18 protein-coding genes are annotated in these 18,978 nt (G+C 33.7%); 12 read left to right on the top strand and 6 right to left on the bottom strand.

Annotated elements, in window-relative coordinates; translation table 11 throughout:
- The first annotated feature begins 59 nt into the window (after positions 1-59).
- From rpmI to ASM33_RS03555, 5 genes are all read left to right on the top strand, one after another.
- A complete protein-coding gene (rpmI, locus tag ASM33_RS03575; RefSeq protein WP_110410343.1) occupies positions 60-266 on the top strand; it encodes a 50S ribosomal protein L35 in 207 nt (68 codons plus the stop codon).
- Positions 267-286: 20 nt separating this feature from the next.
- Positions 287-652 carry a 50S ribosomal protein L20 gene (rplT, locus tag ASM33_RS03570; RefSeq protein WP_110410344.1) on the top strand — a complete coding sequence of 122 codons (366 nt, stop codon included), beginning with the start codon at positions 287-289 and terminating at the stop codon, positions 650-652.
- 39 nt (positions 653-691) lie between these two features.
- Entirely contained in the window at positions 692-1,600 is a 909-nt protein-coding gene (fmt, locus tag ASM33_RS03565; protein ID WP_110410345.1) for a methionyl-tRNA formyltransferase, read from the top strand.
- 126 nt (positions 1,601-1,726) lie between these two features.
- On the top strand, positions 1,727-2,200 hold the full coding sequence (locus ASM33_RS03560; protein ID WP_110410599.1) for a disulfide bond formation protein B: 474 nt from the start codon (positions 1,727-1,729) through the stop codon (positions 2,198-2,200).
- A gap of 53 nt (positions 2,201-2,253) precedes the next feature.
- On the top strand, positions 2,254-3,138 hold the full coding sequence (locus tag ASM33_RS03555; RefSeq protein ID WP_110410346.1) for an aminoglycoside phosphotransferase family protein: 885 nt from the start codon (positions 2,254-2,256) through the stop codon (positions 3,136-3,138).
- Between the two features lie 107 nt (positions 3,139-3,245).
- Here the strand turns inward: ASM33_RS03555 and holA are convergent, their stop codons facing one another.
- Complete coding sequence (gene holA / locus ASM33_RS03550) at positions 3,246-4,265, bottom strand: DNA polymerase III subunit delta (RefSeq protein WP_110410347.1); 1,020 nt, start codon at positions 4,263-4,265, stop codon at positions 3,246-3,248.
- A gap of 5 nt (positions 4,266-4,270) precedes the next feature.
- Positions 4,271-4,492, bottom strand: coding sequence for a hypothetical protein (locus ASM33_RS03545; RefSeq protein ID WP_110410348.1), 222 nt, complete (start codon positions 4,490-4,492; stop codon positions 4,271-4,273).
- A 514-nt stretch (positions 4,493-5,006) separates the two neighbouring features.
- On the opposite strand from ASM33_RS03545, the gene ASM33_RS03535 reads away from it, so the two are divergent.
- From ASM33_RS03535 to ASM33_RS03510, 6 genes are all read left to right on the top strand, one after another.
- On the top strand, positions 5,007-6,563 hold the full coding sequence (locus ASM33_RS03535) for an ankyrin repeat domain-containing protein (RefSeq protein ID WP_110410350.1): 1,557 nt from the start codon (positions 5,007-5,009) through the stop codon (positions 6,561-6,563).
- A gap of 158 nt (positions 6,564-6,721) precedes the next feature.
- Positions 6,722-7,279, top strand: a complete 558-nt coding sequence (locus tag ASM33_RS03530; RefSeq protein WP_112477202.1) for a prefoldin domain-containing protein — start codon at positions 6,722-6,724, stop codon at positions 7,277-7,279.
- A gap of 362 nt (positions 7,280-7,641) precedes the next feature.
- Entirely contained in the window at positions 7,642-9,861 is a 2,220-nt protein-coding gene (locus ASM33_RS03525; RefSeq protein ID WP_110410352.1) for a hypothetical protein, read from the top strand.
- A 136-nt stretch (positions 9,862-9,997) separates the two neighbouring features.
- Positions 9,998-11,227 (top strand): lipoprotein-releasing ABC transporter permease subunit, encoded by a 1,230-nt coding sequence (locus ASM33_RS03520; RefSeq protein WP_110410353.1) that lies wholly within the window; start codon positions 9,998-10,000, stop codon positions 11,225-11,227.
- The gene (locus tag ASM33_RS03515) at positions 11,220-11,954 is read left to right on the top strand and encodes a hypothetical protein (RefSeq protein WP_110410354.1); all 735 of its coding nucleotides are present in this window, start codon (positions 11,220-11,222) and stop codon (positions 11,952-11,954) included. The genes ASM33_RS03520 and ASM33_RS03515 overlap by 8 nt, the downstream gene beginning before the upstream one ends.
- On the top strand, positions 11,951-13,174 hold the full coding sequence (locus ASM33_RS03510) for a heme biosynthesis protein HemY (protein WP_110410355.1): 1,224 nt from the start codon (positions 11,951-11,953) through the stop codon (positions 13,172-13,174). The genes ASM33_RS03515 and ASM33_RS03510 overlap by 4 nt, the downstream gene beginning before the upstream one ends.
- 365 nt (positions 13,175-13,539) lie before the next feature.
- Here the strand turns inward: ASM33_RS03510 and ASM33_RS03505 are convergent, their stop codons facing one another.
- The 4 genes from ASM33_RS03505 to ASM33_RS03490 all read right to left on the bottom strand — a co-directional run bounded on the left by ASM33_RS03505 (position 13,540) and on the right by ASM33_RS03490 (position 17,798).
- Entirely contained in the window at positions 13,540-15,081 is a 1,542-nt protein-coding gene (locus ASM33_RS03505; RefSeq protein WP_110410356.1) for a type II secretion system protein GspD, read from the bottom strand.
- A 69-nt stretch (positions 15,082-15,150) separates the two neighbouring features.
- Positions 15,151-17,139, bottom strand: coding sequence for an ankyrin repeat domain-containing protein (locus ASM33_RS03500; RefSeq protein ID WP_162297603.1), 1,989 nt, complete (start codon positions 17,137-17,139; stop codon positions 15,151-15,153).
- Positions 17,140-17,274: 135 nt separating this feature from the next.
- Positions 17,275-17,523, bottom strand: coding sequence for a type II toxin-antitoxin system RelE family toxin (locus ASM33_RS03495; RefSeq protein ID WP_338063662.1), 249 nt, complete (start codon positions 17,521-17,523; stop codon positions 17,275-17,277).
- Between the two features lie 11 nt (positions 17,524-17,534).
- A complete protein-coding gene (locus tag ASM33_RS03490) occupies positions 17,535-17,798 on the bottom strand; it encodes a hypothetical protein (RefSeq protein ID WP_110410359.1) in 264 nt (87 codons plus the stop codon).
- A gap of 492 nt (positions 17,799-18,290) precedes the next feature.
- Between ASM33_RS03490 and ASM33_RS03485 the strand changes: the two genes are divergently transcribed.
- A complete protein-coding gene (locus ASM33_RS03485; protein ID WP_218937013.1) occupies positions 18,291-18,707 on the top strand; it encodes a DUF2163 domain-containing protein in 417 nt (138 codons plus the stop codon).
- The last annotated feature ends 271 nt before the right edge of the window (positions 18,708-18,978 follow it).

The raw sequence follows: 18,978 nt of genomic DNA, 5'->3' as shown, positions 1-18,978 counted from the left end.
ACTACTACTTAGTTGCTATTAAAGGATTGAGTAGTGATGTTTATATATTTATTTAGAATATGAAGAAAATAAAATTAAAAACCAAGTCTTCTGTAAAAAAGCGTTTTCGTCTTACAGCTAAGGGTAAAGTTATTGCTCCTCAGTCAGGGAAGAGACATGGAATGGTGAAGAGAAGTAAATCTAATATTCGTAATCAGCGCGGTACAACGATTCTTGGCAAATCCGACTCGCGCATAGTTAAACTTTATATACCTTATGGTCTTTAATAAAATGGAGGTAAAATAGAATGGCTCGTGTAAAACGTGGAGTCACTACCCACGCTCGTCATAAAAAAATATTGAAACTAGCAAAAGGTTATAGAGGGCGTGCAAAAAATTGTTATAGAACTGCATTACAAAGAGTTGAAAAAGCATTGCAATATGCTTACAGAGACAGAAGAAATCGTAAACGCGATTTTCGTGGTTTATGGATAATACGTATTAATGCAGCAGTAAGAGAGCATGGGCTTACTTATGGAAGATTTATCCATGGACTTACACTTGCTGGAATCGAGATAAATAGGAAGATCCTTGCTGAAATGGCTGTTAATTATAAGGATGATTTTGCTAAATTAGTGGAAACTGTAAGCGGTAAGTTAGCAGAGAATTCTTGATTTTCTAAAGCAATAAGGGGCAGCAGAGGGATCGGTAGCATGAGAATTATCTTCATGGGATCACCGGAGTTTGCTGTTAGTGCGTTAATCTTATTACTCAAATCAGATAATGTGATGGTAGGGGTATATACAAAAGCTCCGAAGCCTTCTGGTCGCGGGCAAAAGCTGACAAAATCTCCTGTACATATTATTGCTGAAGAAAACAATATAGAGGTATGCACTCCTATTTCTCTAAAATCCTCAGTAGAGCAAGAAAGATTTAAAAACTTCAAACCTGATGTTGCAGTTGTGTCTGCATATGGATTAATACTTCCACAAGAAATTTTAAATACTCCAAAGTATGGGTGTATCAACATTCATCCTTCATTATTGCCAAGGTGGCGTGGTGCAGCTCCAATTCAACACACGATCTTAGCTGGAGATCAGGAAACTGGTGTAAGCATTATGAAATTAGATGAAGGGTTAGACTCTGGCCCTATTTTAAAACAGGAAAAATTTCCTGTTGAAAAGAATGACAATTATGAAGTGCTACATGAAAAATTGTCTGAACTAGGTGGTAATTTACTACTTAATATATTAAATGAAATTGAAAAATATATTCCTATAAAGCAAAACGACAATGATGCATGCTATGCTGATAAAGTAGAAGACTATAAAATTTATGCAAGCGATACTTGTGAAATTGCTTATAGGAAAATTAAAGCGTTTTATCCAAAGGCATTTATCAAAATAGAAAATAAACGCATCAGAATACTTGATGCTGATTTTGAAATAAACACACATTCAGCTTCAAAGCAAGGTGAGATTATTAATGATAATATGCACATAAGTTTAAAAGGTGGCACTTTAATTCCTAAAGTTGTACAAATGGAAGGCAGGAACTCATGTAGTATTGAAGATTTTATTCGTGGCTTGAAATCGAGCGTGGTAAAAAAAATCATAGAATAGTCTACCGTTAGTATAAATTATCTTGTTATGTAAGATTTATTACTTTAGCTGTAGTACTATCGAATTGGTTTCAATAATTAGTTGACTTTGAGTAGTTATTGTAATAAATTACTTACTATGTTTGCTATGTCTGAAAATTCTAAAACCCCTGTAATCTTCTTGCTTTCTAGCGCTGCTGCGCTGATTATCGCATATATATTGGAATATTTTTTCAATATGCTACCATGCAAGTTATGTACATATGAACGTGTGATTCACTACATTGCAGGACTAATTGCAATAGCATGCATACTTAAAAACAATAAAATTCTGATTTATATGATATTTTGTAGTTACATCATAGGTGCTGTAATATCTTTTTATCATATTGGGCTTGAGTTTCATTGGTTTTACGATGTCGTTGGATGCACAGAGCAAACAAGTGCAAACGCTAGCGTAGAAGAACTAAGAAATAATCTATTAAATCCTAATTATTCTCCATCTTGCGATAGACCTTATTATATTTTAGGCCTTTCTTTGGCAACGTGGAATTTAATCTATTCATTAGCATTTCTGTTCATATCAGGCAAAGTGTATACAGAGAGAAAAAAATCTAAATAACTGAAGATACATATGAAGTTATTTACTGCAGACAAAGTTCATTTTATCAGCTAATGATAGACACAGCACTCGTGCGCCGCTTAGTGGAGACCCAGTTTCCACAATTTAGAGGTTTACATATAAGGCCAGTCGCAACCTCTCTCAGCGGATGGGACAATAAAACATTTCACTTGGGCGAGCATATGCTTGTGCGCATGCCAAGTGCTGAGAAGTATGCAATGCAGGTGGAAAAGGAACAAAAGTGGTTGCCTCGATTGGCACCTTTACTGCCTCTTTCGATTCCAGAGCCTTTGGCAATGGGAAAACCAGGTGAGGGCTACCAATGGCGATGGTCCATCTATCGATGGATTGATGGTGAAATCGCTGCGTCTGCAAACATAGCTGATCAGTGTGATTTTGCAACCAGCCTTGCTCAATTCCTCATTGCTTTACAAAGCATAGATACGACGGATGGACCTCTGCCAGGACAGCACAATTTTTATCGTGGAGGAGCACTAATGACATACTATACTGAAGTACGGCAGGCAATTGCTGTACTCAAGGGTAAGATCGATATCGGTACTGCAACCGAGCTCTGGGAAGCAGCGCTTGAGACTACCTGGCAGTGTTCGCCAGTGTGGTTCCACGGCGACGTCAGTGCAGGAAACTTGTTGGTGCAAGAAGGGAAGTTGAGCGCCGTCATTGATTTCGGAATGATGGGGATTGGCGACCCAGCTTGCGATTTGACAATCGCCTGGACGCTGCTCAGAGGAAAAAACAGGGAAGCATTCCGCGGAAGGCTTCCCCTTGACGCCGGTACATGGGCACGTGGTCGCGCTTGGACCTTATGGAAAGCATTAATCGTTGCAGCAGGTATTAGGCCCACAAACGCTGTTGAAGCTGCGCAAACTCTGTACACTATTGATGAAGTGCTTGCAGATTACAGGTGTAAGCCTTGAAGTGTATGTAGAAGATCAATAGACTTAAATTACCATTTTTTATCTTTTTAGCATATCTATCTACCTTTTACCACTTACCTGAATGGACACTATGAATATAAAGATATTTAATGGTATTTATAGTGCGGAACCATTTCACAAATTGCCTGCTCGAAAAGCATTTTATGGCTCAAGCCAGTTTTTTTGCACGTAATTTCTAAGTTTATCAAATGTTCCAAGATTTTCTTAAGTTCTGAAAGTTGAAAATTTTTTAAATGAGACTTAAAGCTTTGCAATTGTTTAAAAAATAATGGTGGACTCAGCTGATCAATTGCATCCTGCTCTTTTGCTCCACCTTGCATCAATAGCAAAACGTTTTCAAGACGCAGAAAATAATTTGATATAATACGAATCAACGCTATTGGTGAAAAATTCTCTTGCTCTATTAATGTGTCAGAAATTTTAATAAAATGAGCTATATCTTTACTTGCTATAGCAGAGCATAAGTTATCAAGTGTAGCATAGTTATTGCCAGAAGTTGAAAAACATGACTCCACATCAACGAGTTTCAGATCCTTTCTTTCTCCCAAATATAACACCAACTTTTCAAGCTCTGAATATATATGCAACTTGTTATGGTTGAAGTAAGACTGCAGATGATAGATTGCCTCATTTGTGTATTTTACATCGCTTTGTTTCAAATAGCCCGAGATAATATCATGAAGATTACTGTTGCTATCCTTATAGCAAGCAACTACACCAAAAATTTTTGAGCTCTCCATGTAACTTTTAATTGTAGAATTATATGAAAGGTCATCTGCTATCAGCATTACGTAATTATCTCTAGTACCAGTATTAGAGTCCAATACGCTTTTTAACTCTTTGGATATGTTCCCACTTACATTTATTAGCTTAATTAACTTTTTGCCGGTAAACATTGAAACGTTTGCCAATTCAGAAAGGAGTAAACCAGGTGACTTATTTACCGCCACAAAATCCATTACCTGAACTGAATAACCACTCAAACTCGCAATTATTTCCCGTACATAAAAATTAACCCTATTGTTGTCACTTCCGTGGATTAACACACCACTTAAAGCTTCAGGCCTCTCTAGAAACTTTCTAACTTTAGATGGTGTGATCCTCATAACCTCTATAGGATATCATTATTGCCAGATGTAGATATATTATCTTGAAATAGAAGCATATCATCTTGAGATGAAGGCACATCACCTTGAATGTTATGTACTAAATGATCTGCACTTCCTTCTGAAGCAACTTTTGTGTCACTTGATTCCCCTGTTTTCCCTGTAATATAATTATAACACTTTTTCACAGGTTGACATATATTATCGTAAAGCCACGCTCTTACCATATTTACTACTCCATAAATTAACTATACATTATTGACATATTGACGCTGACATAGCAAAAATTATTTTACGCTAAAGTGACCTTATTCTACATCTAATATATTACTAAAATGTTAAATCGCCTTATTTTAATTTAATAATTATACATTAGTATTAATATTATATTAACTATATGAGAAAACCTGCCACATTAATCCAAAAAACGCAAATAGAAAAAACCAGAGAAAATAAAATTACTATCACAGTTGTGTCTTTATTTTCAGTGGCAATTGTTAGTGCAATAGTTCTGGGAATCGTGTTCCCAATAACCATACCATATAGCTTGGATATTCTACGGTGGTCTGCATTATTTCTGCTAGTTGCAATAACGTGGCTAGATGTATCAAGTGCTATCGATATTGAGCAGCAACATCGTCACCAACATAGCTTGTAAAATTTATGTGGATATATGCTAGATTAATAATAATTAAATAAATTTATGTTAATATTTAATTAATTACATTTTATGGAGATTATATGAGATATTGCCCAAATTATGACATGCCAATACATACTTCTTATCCTTCAGATTACTGGGGAGTTCGAGCAGCATTTTTCGCTGGAGTCAGACAGGGATACGATTTATCACGTTTTTATGAAAATGAAACATTTCTTTATTATAAGATTGGCCCTAATACTGATGATGGATATGGCAATCAACCACTACACTGGGCTCAAAATATAAAAACGATTTTGTTTCTTATAGATAAAGGTGCTGATGTTAATGCTATAGCTAAGAATTCTATAGCTAAGACGGAATATACAGCACTACATTGTGCATCTGCACAAGGAAATAAAGAGATAGTAGACGTATTGACACTTCATAATGCTGATGTTAATATTAAAGGGAAAGGTGGATATACACCACTACACCTGTCTGGCAATAAGGAAGTAGCTGGTCTTCTTATTAAGCACGGTGCTAATGTTAACGCTAAAGATCACAATGATTTTACACCACTACATGCTGCAGCAAAAGAATGTCGTGTAGAAGTAGCTAAATTCCTAATAGAAAAGGGGGCTGATATTAATGCTAAAGATGATAGTGGCTATATACCTTTGCAATATGCAATTGAGAAACAATGCAAGGAAATAGAAAATTTATTGATTCAACATATTGACATATACCAGGCAGTTGAGCATGGTTATCAAGCAGTAGTAAAGTCACTGATTGAACATGGTACTTATATTAATGCAATAGATAACAAAGGGTATACACCATTACACTGGGCTAAAGATGTAAAAATGGTTGATTTTCTTATTAAGAATGGTGCTGATATTAATGCAATAGATAAGCAAGGATATACAATGCTACACTGGGCAGCTAAAAAAGGTTATCAAGAAATAGCTGAACTACTGATTAGAAAGAATGCTGATATTATAGAATCCAAAGATGGTAATTTACCTTCAAAACTAGCTACGAATGAATTGATACGTGCAAAACTAGAAAGCTATGAAAAAGGCGAAGCGCTTAAAGAGGTAAAAGATAAATTAATTGAAGAAAAAGAAGAAATGAAAGCGACTTTGGAGAAGAAACTCAAGGAAGTAATGGAAGAGAAAACAACTGCATTGGAAAAATTGTTAAAACTTCAAAAGGGTATGAGAGAACTCCAGGAGGAAGAACCTCTTATAGAAAAGGTGTTGTCAGAGGTGAAAGAAGAATTTAGTAAGTGTCATTTAGCAAAAAGCCTTGACAGTATTGTAAACCAACTAGATACAATAAATAGCGAACTTCCAGTTATTGCTGAATATTCTTCTCAGTCTGGTCGAGCAAGCTTTGAGAATACTATTGATTATGTATTAAAAAATATTGACTCGCTAGAAGATAAAACGAAGTCGAAAGTTGTTGTAGCTGTTACAAATATGCTAAACATGCTTAAAAAATGTGGTTCACAATCCGAAGAAAAGCTTGATTTGATTATAGATAATGTTAATTATATTAACGATAATATGATAAGACCTGCTGGTGAGATGACTTATTTTTCAATGACAGGTACTATGGCAGAGGATAATAACTCTGAGTACTCTTTTATCTAATTATCTAATTTAATATATACACTAAAGAAGGACAAAACGTTACACCCTTAGTATCCTTCTTTATCTTTTAATACAAAAATTAAATATAATATATACTTTATAGAAAATTAAATATTTTATGATAAAATAGTAATATATTATCAACTATGGTATTCATTATGCTGTCACACAATAGTAAAACCGAAGAATCAATTTCATCAGATAGCAAGTTACAAGGAGAGAACGGCACATCAAGATCAATAATATTTACCAAACCAGCAATCACAGTGCCGGTTCCCAAGAGAGAAATAGAGAATGCAAAAAATAACATCGAGATGATTGAAGATGAAGCAGATAAAACATTACTTCTGAACGAAGGGAAGATATCATTAGATAATGCAACAAAATTGGGTTTGAAAGAAATTTTTAAAGCAGGAGCGCTCTTAACGCACATGGAAGCATTTAATGCTAAAATAGCAAGTCAAATAAATGAAGAATTAATACCACAACTTGAGAAAATCCATGGAGAAATAAAATCTACATTAGGAACTAATTATTCTGGACTTAATGAACTCATTAGTAAACTCACACAAGATGTAGATACAAAAAACACTGAATTTAATGAACTCATTAATAAACTCTCACAAGATGTAGATACAAAAAGCACTGATTTTGATGATAGAATAGCAGAGCTTGAGGAAAACTATATTCCTCCTGCCGGTGAAATAACATTTTAATTTTTAGCTTTTTATACAAAGAAGCAATAGCCCATCCACTATTGCTTCCTTCACCTTTATCAGTCAATAAAACTAGCAACAAAAAGTGACAACAGGCAAACCGCTTGGAAAATAAAAATATCCATACAAATAATCAACCATTTAATCGTAATTTAGTCGAATAATTCGTTTGACATGAAAGAAAGCATATGGAATTCATGGCTTTTTTTTCACTGGATCCTATGCCTTTACCATAAAATCATAGTACAAAAAAGTGAATCCAAATACTCAGATGATAAAAAAGACATTAACTTTTACAATTGACTTCTTAATAAGAATATATAATAATTACATTATATTTATTTTAAAATGGAGTAGGAGATATGAGTTTGTTTGATCAATTAGTAACTGCAATATACAATCGTCAAGGCATTAAAGATATATTAAAAAGCGATCATTTACAAAAGGCTTTTGGTATGCTGTTCGAAGTAAATGACGACGATGGGACAAAAGAGATTCACACGCTTTTGACTTGTGCTATTCGCTATTATGCTATAGAAGCTATCAAGGATATTTTAAGCACCGAAAATCAGGATGCTCTTAACAATCTCCTTAATATGACACTAGAGATACAACTTAAAGGTGTACCGAGATATCTTTCAGTGTCGGATTATGCTGATATTACATTAAAGAATCTTCGCAAAAATGCGGATAAGAACAGCAAGCTCATTGAAAAATTTGTCCCCTTGGTTGTGAAAATCAAAGCAACAAAGGAAGCATTTGGAAGAGATGATGCAAGGAGTGACATTTCTGACTCTGGCTCCAATTCTCCTAGTATTATAATGCTAAGCGATGCAGAGGCGACTTCCTTAGATATTCAAGGTTCTCCTATTGTTGGAGGAGGCTCTGGTGATGATGAAGAAGTAAGTGTGAAAAACTATGATAATTTAACGCTTGAGAAACTAGAATATGCGCTAGCATATGCAATAAGCGAAGGAAGGAACGATGATGTTAGAGGTATACTTAATAGCAAAAACCCACATATACAAGAAGCTTTAATGACGATACCAGTTGGAAATGATAATACTTATAGGACACTTCTTGTTCATGCTATTGACCATGATAATATAAAAGCTGCTAAGTTTATTTTAGAAACTGCAAATCATGATACTCTTAAAAAACTCCTTGAGACAAAGTCAAAGATACTATTTAAAGATGGTGTAAAGGAGATTTTAGCATTGAATTATGCTCAAGCTAAAAAAATTCGCTATACTGGTCAAAATAAAGATGAGAAAACCGATAATCTCATTAAAGCTTTTGAGTCTTTGATTGAGAAAATCAAAACAAAAACGGAAGAATTACGTGATGGATCTACAGTGGAAGAAAGGGCAGCTGGCTTGCGTGCATTGCCATTCTACGATCAAAAATTAGATCAAAATGACAGTCAAGGCTCTCCTTCTGTCGTTGTAGGAGGCTCTGGTAATGGTGAAGCAGGGAATATAGATAAAAATGTCTTGTTTAATGATCTAGTAGATGCAATAAAAAGTAACAACTGCATTGTAAGCATATTAGAAAGAGATGGAATACAAGATGTTTTAAGAGATTTTAAAGTCAATGATGATAAAGGCAACACTCACACGGTTTTGACTTATGCTATTGACTGTGGTAATATAAATGCTGCTAATACTATTTTAGCTGTTAATACTGCTTCAGATGAAGCAGTCGAAGCTATTCTTATATACCTTCTTATGGAAGAGTTAGAAGTGCAAGATGAAAGTGGCAAAGCTGAAAAGTATATGGCATTCAGTTATGCTGAGAAAAAAGGCAATACAGAGCTTGCTCAGAAAATTAAACAAAAAATGGATGACTTAGGGATTTCAATTCCAGGTGAGAGCGCAGTGAATAATGCTATCAAATTTCAAGCTTTACATCAATTGCCAAATCAACGTGCAAAAGCGCAAGGTGTTCAACAGCCTTCTGCCAGCAGGGAAAATAATGCCATTCCTCACAACCATGGTAAAGCTGGAGATTCTGGTAATTCTTCTGGTAGAAGGAATATAATAGAAGCTCCAAAAAACGTAATAAAGCCAGATGAAGCTAAAGTTTCTGGTCACTCAGGTAAAGATGGCAAACCGCATACATCTCTTAATGGTGACAATGGATCTGAAAAATTCCCAAGTAGTATAGCAAACGACATATTCTTCGATGTTTTAAAGGGAGACAGCAAACATGCTAATGGCCTTTTAAATCAATATAAGGAAGATCCTGCTCTTTTTCAAAGCGGTTGGATGCAAATATTGTTGATAGGCGATGAGCAAGCTCGAGAATTAGCTAAAAAAGATAATAAAAATATAATAAAAGAAATTCAGGAAAGGCAGGGGGTAGGAATTTGTCTTATTGGTGGTGCAACATTGCTAGTAAGCGGTATTCTTACTATAGCACTTTTAAATCCTATTCCTATTTTCATTGGTGTTTCGATTGGATTAGTAATGTGTATTGGTGGAGCATATCATAAATCTCAAGAAGTTCCAGATACTGCAATGGATAAAATAGCAAATGAAAAGCATGGAAAGTCACAACCTTTGGCTGCATTTCCCGCTTAAATTACTGATATTCTTAGATTTTCATAGCAGCTCCCTTTAATAGGGAGCTCGCTTCAACAGAAAAAGCATGAAGCAAAGCTTTGTGCTTTTCTAAAGATATCTTATAATCAATCTTGATTTATAGTAAAAATAACTAATGTCCATTGCATTTGAACTTACTATGGCTGTTCGTTATCTGCGGGCAAAAAACATAAGATTTTGTTCCATAATGACGTTATTTTCTATTATTGGCATTGCGCTTGGGGTTGCAACATTAATAGTAGTAATGTCTGTGATGAATGGGTTTAGGGCAAAGTTACTTGATTCGATACTTGGTATTGATGGACACATCAACGTGTATTTTGATAAAAATATAAATCCAGATTATGGTGCAGTTTCACAATCCATTGAGAAAATTCCAGGCGTATTAAAAGCCACTCCCATGACTCACGATCAAATCATCATTTCAGCAAATGGCAACATTGCTGGCAGCGTAGTTCGAGGTGTAGCAATTGAGGATCTACTCAGTAATACTGCTCTTACAAGCAATGTTATTGTAGGTGATGTGAAAAATTTTGATGAAGGGGTAATAATAGGGGCACGCTTAGCAGAAAATTTGAATATTGACTATGGCGACAAAATTACGCTTATATCACCTGAAGGGTTTGATGCGCTGCTTGGCGAAATGCCGCGAATGAAAAAGTATAAAATTGTTGGAATATTTGATATGGGTATGTTTGAATATGACAGTACCTTAATATATATGCCTCTAAAATCAGCACAGGCCTTTTTTAATTATAAAGATAGTATAAAAAACATAGAAATATTTGTGAATGATATTACTAAATCCGGCAAACTCGCAAAAATTATAGAAAAAGAAACAGGAATGGAAGCTGAAAGCTGGGAAATGCAACAAAGCCACTATTTTAATGCTTTAAAAACCGAAAGAAATGTGATGTTTTTAATTCTCACTTTGATTATAGTGGTAGCAGCGTTTAATATTATCTCGAATTTAATGATGATAGTGCAAGAAAAGAAATCTGCAATTGCAATTATGCGTACATTTGGCGCAACAAATGGTAGCATTATGCGCATATTTTGTATTTGTGGTCTATTAATCGGCTTTGCAGGAACGTGCTTTGGCTGCATTATAGGTGTCGTTTTTTCTCTGAATATTGAAAATATTAGAGTATTCTTGGAAAGTATTACTAATGTTAAACTTTTTGATCCTATGATATACTTTTTTTCAAGTTTACCTGTGATATTGATTCCTCAAGATGTAATAAATATTTCTGCACTTGCATTGTTTTTATCGTTTTTAGCGACAATTGCTCCTGCATTACAGGCAGCTGCACAAGATCCCGCGGAGATACTACGTTATGAATGAAACTCAGCAAAAATACATAGCTTGGTTCTTAATTATGTTATTGTTTACCGGTTATATGACAGTAAATAACATAGTACTCTTAAAAGTAAACAGCCAAGAGAGTGAAAATAATTTGAAGGCTTTGTCAGAAAGCATGGATGAATTTAGAATGTTGCTTGAGATGAATCAGTCCAGAATAGAAAAGAAGATATTTGACTTCAAGAGAAGCCTGCATAATCAATGTGAGCAAATAGGTGATGGTAGCACAAGGTATAAGAATCTTGCAAAATTGTTATTACTTGTAGTTAAAATGAAGAACTCATTATTACAAGAAGCAAAATTTGATAATCATATTAATGGGGTAAAGCCTTTGATATCAGAACTTGACGACCCAGAGATAGAAAATGCAGTAAATGAATTGGAAAACTTGAAAGAAATAAGTACTTTATCTGAACTCAGAATATCTTTTGAGAAAACAATTGATACTATTGACTATAATAAAAGTACATTATTTAAAAAATTCATTTCAAATTGGGTAAAAGTAAAAAACAAAAATGATCTATTGAGGGTAAAATTTGCAGAAATTGAAGAATCAATAAGTGAAATGGACTGGCAGAGCGTAGCTACTACGCTAAGCAGTTTAACTAATCCAGAATTCAAGCCTTGGCTAAATAAGTTAAATGACTTTGTTATAGCCTCTAAGAATATTTCAATAATATATCACCATTTATTACAGTATATCTCATGATTTATTTTATAATTTTTGCTCTTTCATTTTTATTTGGTATATGGGTCAAAGTAAGCGGTGAAGTGTTAAAATTGGAATTAGGCAGTTACACTATAAATATTGATCTATATTTCATTATTTTTACTTTCGTAGTTTTATTATTTTTATCGATTATACTTACGCGCTTTTTTTCCTCTATATTATCAACTTTTGCTAATATAAGAAATAGAAGAAGAGACAAAGAAGAATTGCTTTTATTTGAAGCGTTTTTTAGCATAGATTTCGGCGATATAGAAAACACTCAAAGGCTGGTCAAAAACCTAACGGAGGAAAGCGATAGACTATCCTTAGTTAAAACTTTCAATGAAGGTAAAACAGGAAATTACAGTCTTTTCAGCAGCAGTTTAACGAATATTGCAAATAAGAACCGTAATTTAGCTATACTTCTAGCCAATAAGCTGATTGTACATCTAAAACAGGAAGAAGTAGTTTTTCAAAAGTTTATAGAGCATTGTTCTAGCTCAATTAACGATAAAATATTATCTATTCCTTTTCAAATAGAACATTGCATATTAAAAGAAGATTGGACTAATGCAATTTTTAAGCTAAAAGAAGCCGTTAAACTCAATATTTTTCTTCCATTTGATCATAAAGAGATGTTTGCTGTGTTTTACTGCGCTTTGGCAAGGCAATATGAAAACAAAGGGAATTTCAAAGAGGCTATAAAGTCTTTATTCAGAGCGCAAAGTTGTTATGCAGCTTTTCAGCCTGTAAATTATTTAAAGGCAGAATTATATATTAAACTTGGAAAAATCAGAAAGGCTTCTGCTGTGCTAGAAGCAGAGTATGAAATAAGCCCAACTGCGCAGGCAGCTAATCTTTATATTAGCTTGAACCACGACAAAGCAGAAAGGCTATGCAGTTTACGCCCTGATTACTATTTCAGCCACTTTTTACTTGCGTCATCTGCTATCGCTAAAGGTAAATATGACCTTGCAAATCAACATTTAGACACTGCTATAAAAAAAGCTAACTATATCTCAGTCTACCTTCTCATGATACATCTCAAGGTTATATTGCACGAGCAAGACAAAGCAATAGAGTGGCTAAATAAAGCCAATACTGAAGCTTTGCCTGACCCATCCTGGAAGTGCAAAGGTTGTCACAAAAAACTGGAACAATGGGATTATAGATGCCACAGTTGCAGAGGGTTTCATTGTATTACTATGACGTTAAGTTGAAACTAGACACAACTCTACCTGTCATTCGAGTAGCGGATACACAACTGTACGAATATCCCGTAAAGCGATAAGACAGGTATTAAGTATCAACTAAGGGTGTCATCCCAGTGCTCCGACACTGGGATCCAGTAAATTTATTCATTATATATGAAAAACTATTATGTTTATATAACTGCAAAAGGTTTATATGATGAAATTATTAAGTAAAAAGACTAGATTCCAGTGTCGTAGCACTGGAATGACATCAACGACTTGCGCATAAAACTAGAAGTTCGTACACTTGTGTGCTTGACATTGGGATCCAGAAAAAATAGATAGATTCCAGCGTCACGCGCTGGAATGACACCAGAAGTGATGTTGAACGTCTAATGATTTAACACATACAAGTTTTTATCTTTTTTATCTAGCAAACCAAACGTTGGAACGATTGTTGCCTTTAAAAAGATGACTGTTTCTACTGTTCTAATGTTATTCGCTAGTCTTTTTGACTTCTGACGCAAAGTAGCTTTAAAACTTTGCTTATCTTCTCTATGTTCTATGAGTCCGCCGATTACCATAATTTCACCACTCTTAATTTTTAGCATTGAGTTCATTTCTCTGATTTCAACAATTGGGATATCGCTATTTAATTTCGTTTTACTCTGCTGTGCAATATGCTCTATACCTGGATCTTTAGTGTAGCCATTAATTCTTGATAAAGTTGGGTGTATATCCATAAATATTTCGTTAGTATCAATATTAATGCTTGGATGGATTATTAGCACAATACCTATTGGTATGCTGTTCATTTTAGTGATTAAAACATGATTAGTACTTTTTTGCATATCAGAAGTAAAATAGATATGGTTTTTAGTAAATGAAATCATTGCTTGCTGATTATTTATAGCATGTACTCTAGGGCTTGAGATTACAGTTGAAGTGCCAAATTTATCTAAATTTTTTACCAAATTTCCTAAATTACCATCACCAAAGTTCATTGCTAGGTTAACAAGAGAATTATCTTGATTAATTGTAGATCTGGCACTATCACGTAAATCATTCATGTTAACGCCAGAAAGATATTTGTCATCCAACACAACTTCAACTACCTTCGCTTCTATCATTACTTGAGAAGATGCTAGCTCTTTGACTTTATTAACATACTCTTCAACAGCTTTATGAATACCCTTCCTAGCGTTGAGAATGATAACGCCTGTTTCTTTGTTGGATGAAAGGAATTCACCGTCATCTACTCCGTTAACATCCATTATTGTATTCAAGCCTTTTTCTAGGGAATTCCATAAATCACTACTATACTTAGAGCTCATAACATTATTAGAGCCTTTATCATTTCTATTTCCTTCACTATCATTAATATTGTTACTTATAACAAAACTACTTTGCGCAGAATGTTGAATATTAAGGAAGTCCACATAATAATTTTGTGCATATGGCAGATCCTGTTCAATTCTAATTACATCGTTTTCCACTGAATAGCGTAGCTTAGCACTTTGAGCTATATTTTTAATCACCTCATTTATATTCTTGTCTTTAAGTTTTAAAATAATGTTACCTGAGACCTTTGGATCTATATCCAAGTTAATATCAGAAAGCTTTCCTATTTCAACCAATAGGTCCTTTACTGATACCTCTTCACTGACATTAATAGAAATAAGCTGACTACTAGTTGTAAGATCAGGAAACTCTATTGGTAAAGGTATAATTTCTGGCACTGCAGGTTCATTATCCTCCAAAAGAGGTAAATTATTTTTATATTGCCCAAGTAAAGAATCATGCGCACTTTTATCATGATAATGATCCTCATTATCTATATTAGCATATTCCTTATTGTGTTGTTTAGTAGTAAGGTGTGTACAGGAAGTAATAAAAATAATACAAAAGAGCGTTAAACGTTTGAAGATGGTCATTATAGCATAATATAAAATCTATGTTCATAGATTTCTATAAAAATATTAAAAATGTATTTAATTTCGTTTTCATCCAGCGACTATTTGTCGTATATTAGCTTGACTTATATTCTCTATTTCTACTTCTTCTAGTTTCTTACTAGGTGGATGCCTAAAATTTTGATCAGGTATACACTCAAAATTCTGATTACAATCAACCTTTTCGTTTTCTCCAAAGCTTGCTGCTGTAGCTATCACTGCCCTACTCGTAACTTCTTGCAGTCTATGCTCTACTTTTCTGTAGTGTGATTCTGAGCTTTTCCATTGATTAAAGCACGACGATAGCATTACTGCTCCAGCAAACAGCACTATTGCTGTAATCACTAGTGGTAAAGTGCTAACAAAAAGAAGCATATAAGCTATTCCTGTTAAGTATATTCCGCCACTGAGCTGAAAGTAATGCAAGTAATCTTTATTGTATTGGTCCTGTATGTGCCTCATGAAGCATTCATTAAGATTATTTTGAAGTTTATTTTGTTTATTGTTTGGATTTTGCATTTTACAACACAATTCACCTATGGGATCTATACCTTTAAGATTGCAAATGTTTATATCTGCTCCTTTTTTGAGTAGCATATTTACTATTTTTGGACTGCTTGCTTCTTGTATTGCTATATGTAATGGAGTGTTTCCATTGTTGTCTTTAGCATTTACGCTTGCTTTAAGCGATAACAGTAATTCCACCTCACAAGCATTATCATCCATTATTGCCCTATGGAGTCTAGTACCTCCACTCAAATCAATTCCATCAACATCTGCACCCAACGAAATTAAAAGTGAAATAAATTTTTTGTTATCTTGTTCAAGTGCGACGTCAACAGCGTCATATCCCACCTTACTTTTTTTATTGATAAGTTTTTTCGTGTTTCCATTGTATTTATCGATAAGCAGTTTTGTTACTGGTAAATCATTTGCTCTGGCAAGGTAAAACAAACCAGTCTGACCATTTATATCCTCTGCAGCAATATCAGCATTTTTACTGAGTAAGTATTTTATAACATCGGGTCCATTAGTTGCCATGTCCTTATAAAAATTTAAGTAAGAATCAATAGCTGTTAGTAACAGTGTAAATTGATTTTTATCTTTAGATTCTATATTTGCTCCTCTTTTCAGCAGAACTCTTATATTCTCTATATTATTACACTTTATTGCTACATGAATTGCATCATGTCCAAGTGTAGTAGTTCTTGCATTAATATCTGCACCATAATCTATGAGTAAATTTATTAGCTCTTTATTGTCCCCTCCAAGTGAAGCAGCTATGTGCAATGGAGTAACTCCGTCTTCGTCCTTGGCATTAACATCAGCACCAAGCTCTAAAAGCAATTCAATGGTGTTTATATCAAAGCCATAACTGACAGCTTGATGTAATGCAGTCAATTTACACCCATCGCGGTCATTTATGTCTAATCCCCTTTCGATCAGTAATTTTATAAACGAATTATCAAACGTAGAGAAATGTGATTCACATGAAGATTTAGAATCACGTTTAATTCTCTCTTTATCTATGCCTTCAGCCTCTATTAACTGAATTAACAAGTTTTTCCCTTGTTTGTTTTTTGTGCTAATGCCTGTTTTCGCTCCACATTTTACTAGTAACTTGGCAAATTTTACATCATTACTCACTACTGCATATTCTAGAAAATTTTTACCAAATTGTAATTTATTATCAATTCCATCAACTATGCAGTCTTCTTCGAAATCTATTGCTGCACACTCTAGTAAGATCTGAACTATCTCTATAGTTTTACTGTTAACATCCTGAATATTATCTAGTAGGATCTCCAAAGCGACTTTTCCGTCTGTATCCCTTAGCGCAGTATAAATACCTAATTCTAAAAGCAACTCAACTTCAGTAATACGTCCCTCTTTTGCTGCATGATGTAATAAGCTATTTCCTTTCTCATCTTGAGCATCAATATTGATTTTTCTTTGACGAATGATTTTCAAAATTTCTTCTTTACTATTACTTCCAGTGATTAAATGAAATAAAGCTTGCAAACTATCAATATTGTTCATTTTTACCATAATATATTATTCATAATGCATAAACAACCTTTTTACATTGCATTATTTAATAAAAACTAAAATAATATGGTAAATAGCTAAAAACACCTAATGGTGTCAAGCACATAACTGTACAAACACCTAGCTTTATTCATAAATATCTTTTCTGTGCCCTATTTCTGTGATAATTACTGTGTGTTCCAATTTATCTATCCTATAAAGAATCCGATAATCGCCTACTCTTAATCTTCTGTGCCCTTTAAAGCTATGGCGCAATGGCTCACCAAGGCCAATTGGGTCAATTCTAAGCCGCTCATCTATAGCTTTTTTAACTCTTAACCTTATTGTTGGTGGTAAAATAAGAAAATCCTTCTCAAGAACTTTTTCTAAATAGATAATATCATATTTCAGTTTATGTCCCCATTTTTAATCGTCCTTGCAGATAATATTTTACCCCAGTCCACATCACCACTTCTTATCATCTTTGCACCTGGAACATCACGCTCATTAGCAATTTTAGATAACGCAATATCTTCTTCCTCAAATGCAATTGCTTCTTGCATCAACTTTTCTGCTAGTTCTTGTACAGACAGATTAGTAACTTTAGCTAATTCAGTAAGATGCTGTGAAGTTTCTGGATTAAAAGTCACATTAATTCTTGCGTGTTCCATATATTTAACCAAGAAAATTTACATTAATTATACAACATTCTTTTTAATTTTTCAATAAACATTTGTTCATAAAACTCATTAAAACATTTTTATCCATAGAACACATCATCAAGTACACAATTATACAAACGTTACAATCAAGAATTATGACTTTTGAACATTCACTTTTACCAAAAATAGCATTTACTTGAATAAAATTACTTCCAAGATTCCAAATATACGACTATAAATATACTGAGAGTTTAGACTAACCTCATAATACTAGATACAATTCCAAAAATACTGTCCTGTCTTTTTAATTCTATGTCGTATGGAAGCAAAATCTACGTGCCTTCCTTATTGGCTAAGTTAGGGTTCAGATTTATCCTCCCCCTTCCCTTCTAGATATTTGCGCACATAACAGTAAAATCCAGGAATTTTCTTTAAACTGGATCCTATATAGGACGACAGAAAAAATTTATCTATTTTAACCATAAAAATTAGGAGGCAACTATGCAAACAACACTAAAAAATCACTTATCTGAAGAATTACTTACTGTTTCTACATGCTGGAAATTAACACTTGCCAGTGAAAAAATAATGGGATTCACTGACTATGATGAAGACTTAAATATCGATAATGTAATGTATAAATCTTCAAGCGGATTTACAGCAAGTAGCATAATACTAAATACCAACTTAAAAAGCGATAATCTAGAAATTGAAGGAATATTAAATAGTGATGACATTAAGCAAGAAGATGTTTTATCAGGCAAATATGACTTTGCAAATATTGAAATTTTTCTTGTAAATTATAAAAACTTAAGTCAAGGGACAATGAATCTATATTCAGGAACTTTTGGTAAAATAACATTAAATAGTGGAAGATTTATCGTTGAGATTAGAGGGCTCTCAGCAAAGCTCCTATGATTGTTGTCAATTATAAATTTCATATTTTGTAAAATCTTTAAAAACCCAGTTATTTTTAAGTGTGTAGAAAATTTCTGTCAGCAATTTCTCAGCAGCTCTAAATTGCATAAAAGTCAATAATGATTTTTTGCATTACCCAAAACATTTTCTGATATAAAATTCAGCTCTAATACAATTTTTTATTTATTACTGTGCCATCTGATTCAATCAAAAGTTGTTTCATTGGCAACAAAAACACCAAGTTTTTAATTAATCTTTTTTAAATTAATGT

The organism is Wolbachia endosymbiont of Folsomia candida (assembly GCF_001931755.2).
Lineage (GTDB): Bacteria > Pseudomonadota > Alphaproteobacteria > Rickettsiales > Anaplasmataceae > Wolbachia.
This window is presented reverse-complemented; position numbering and strand designations above follow the sequence as displayed.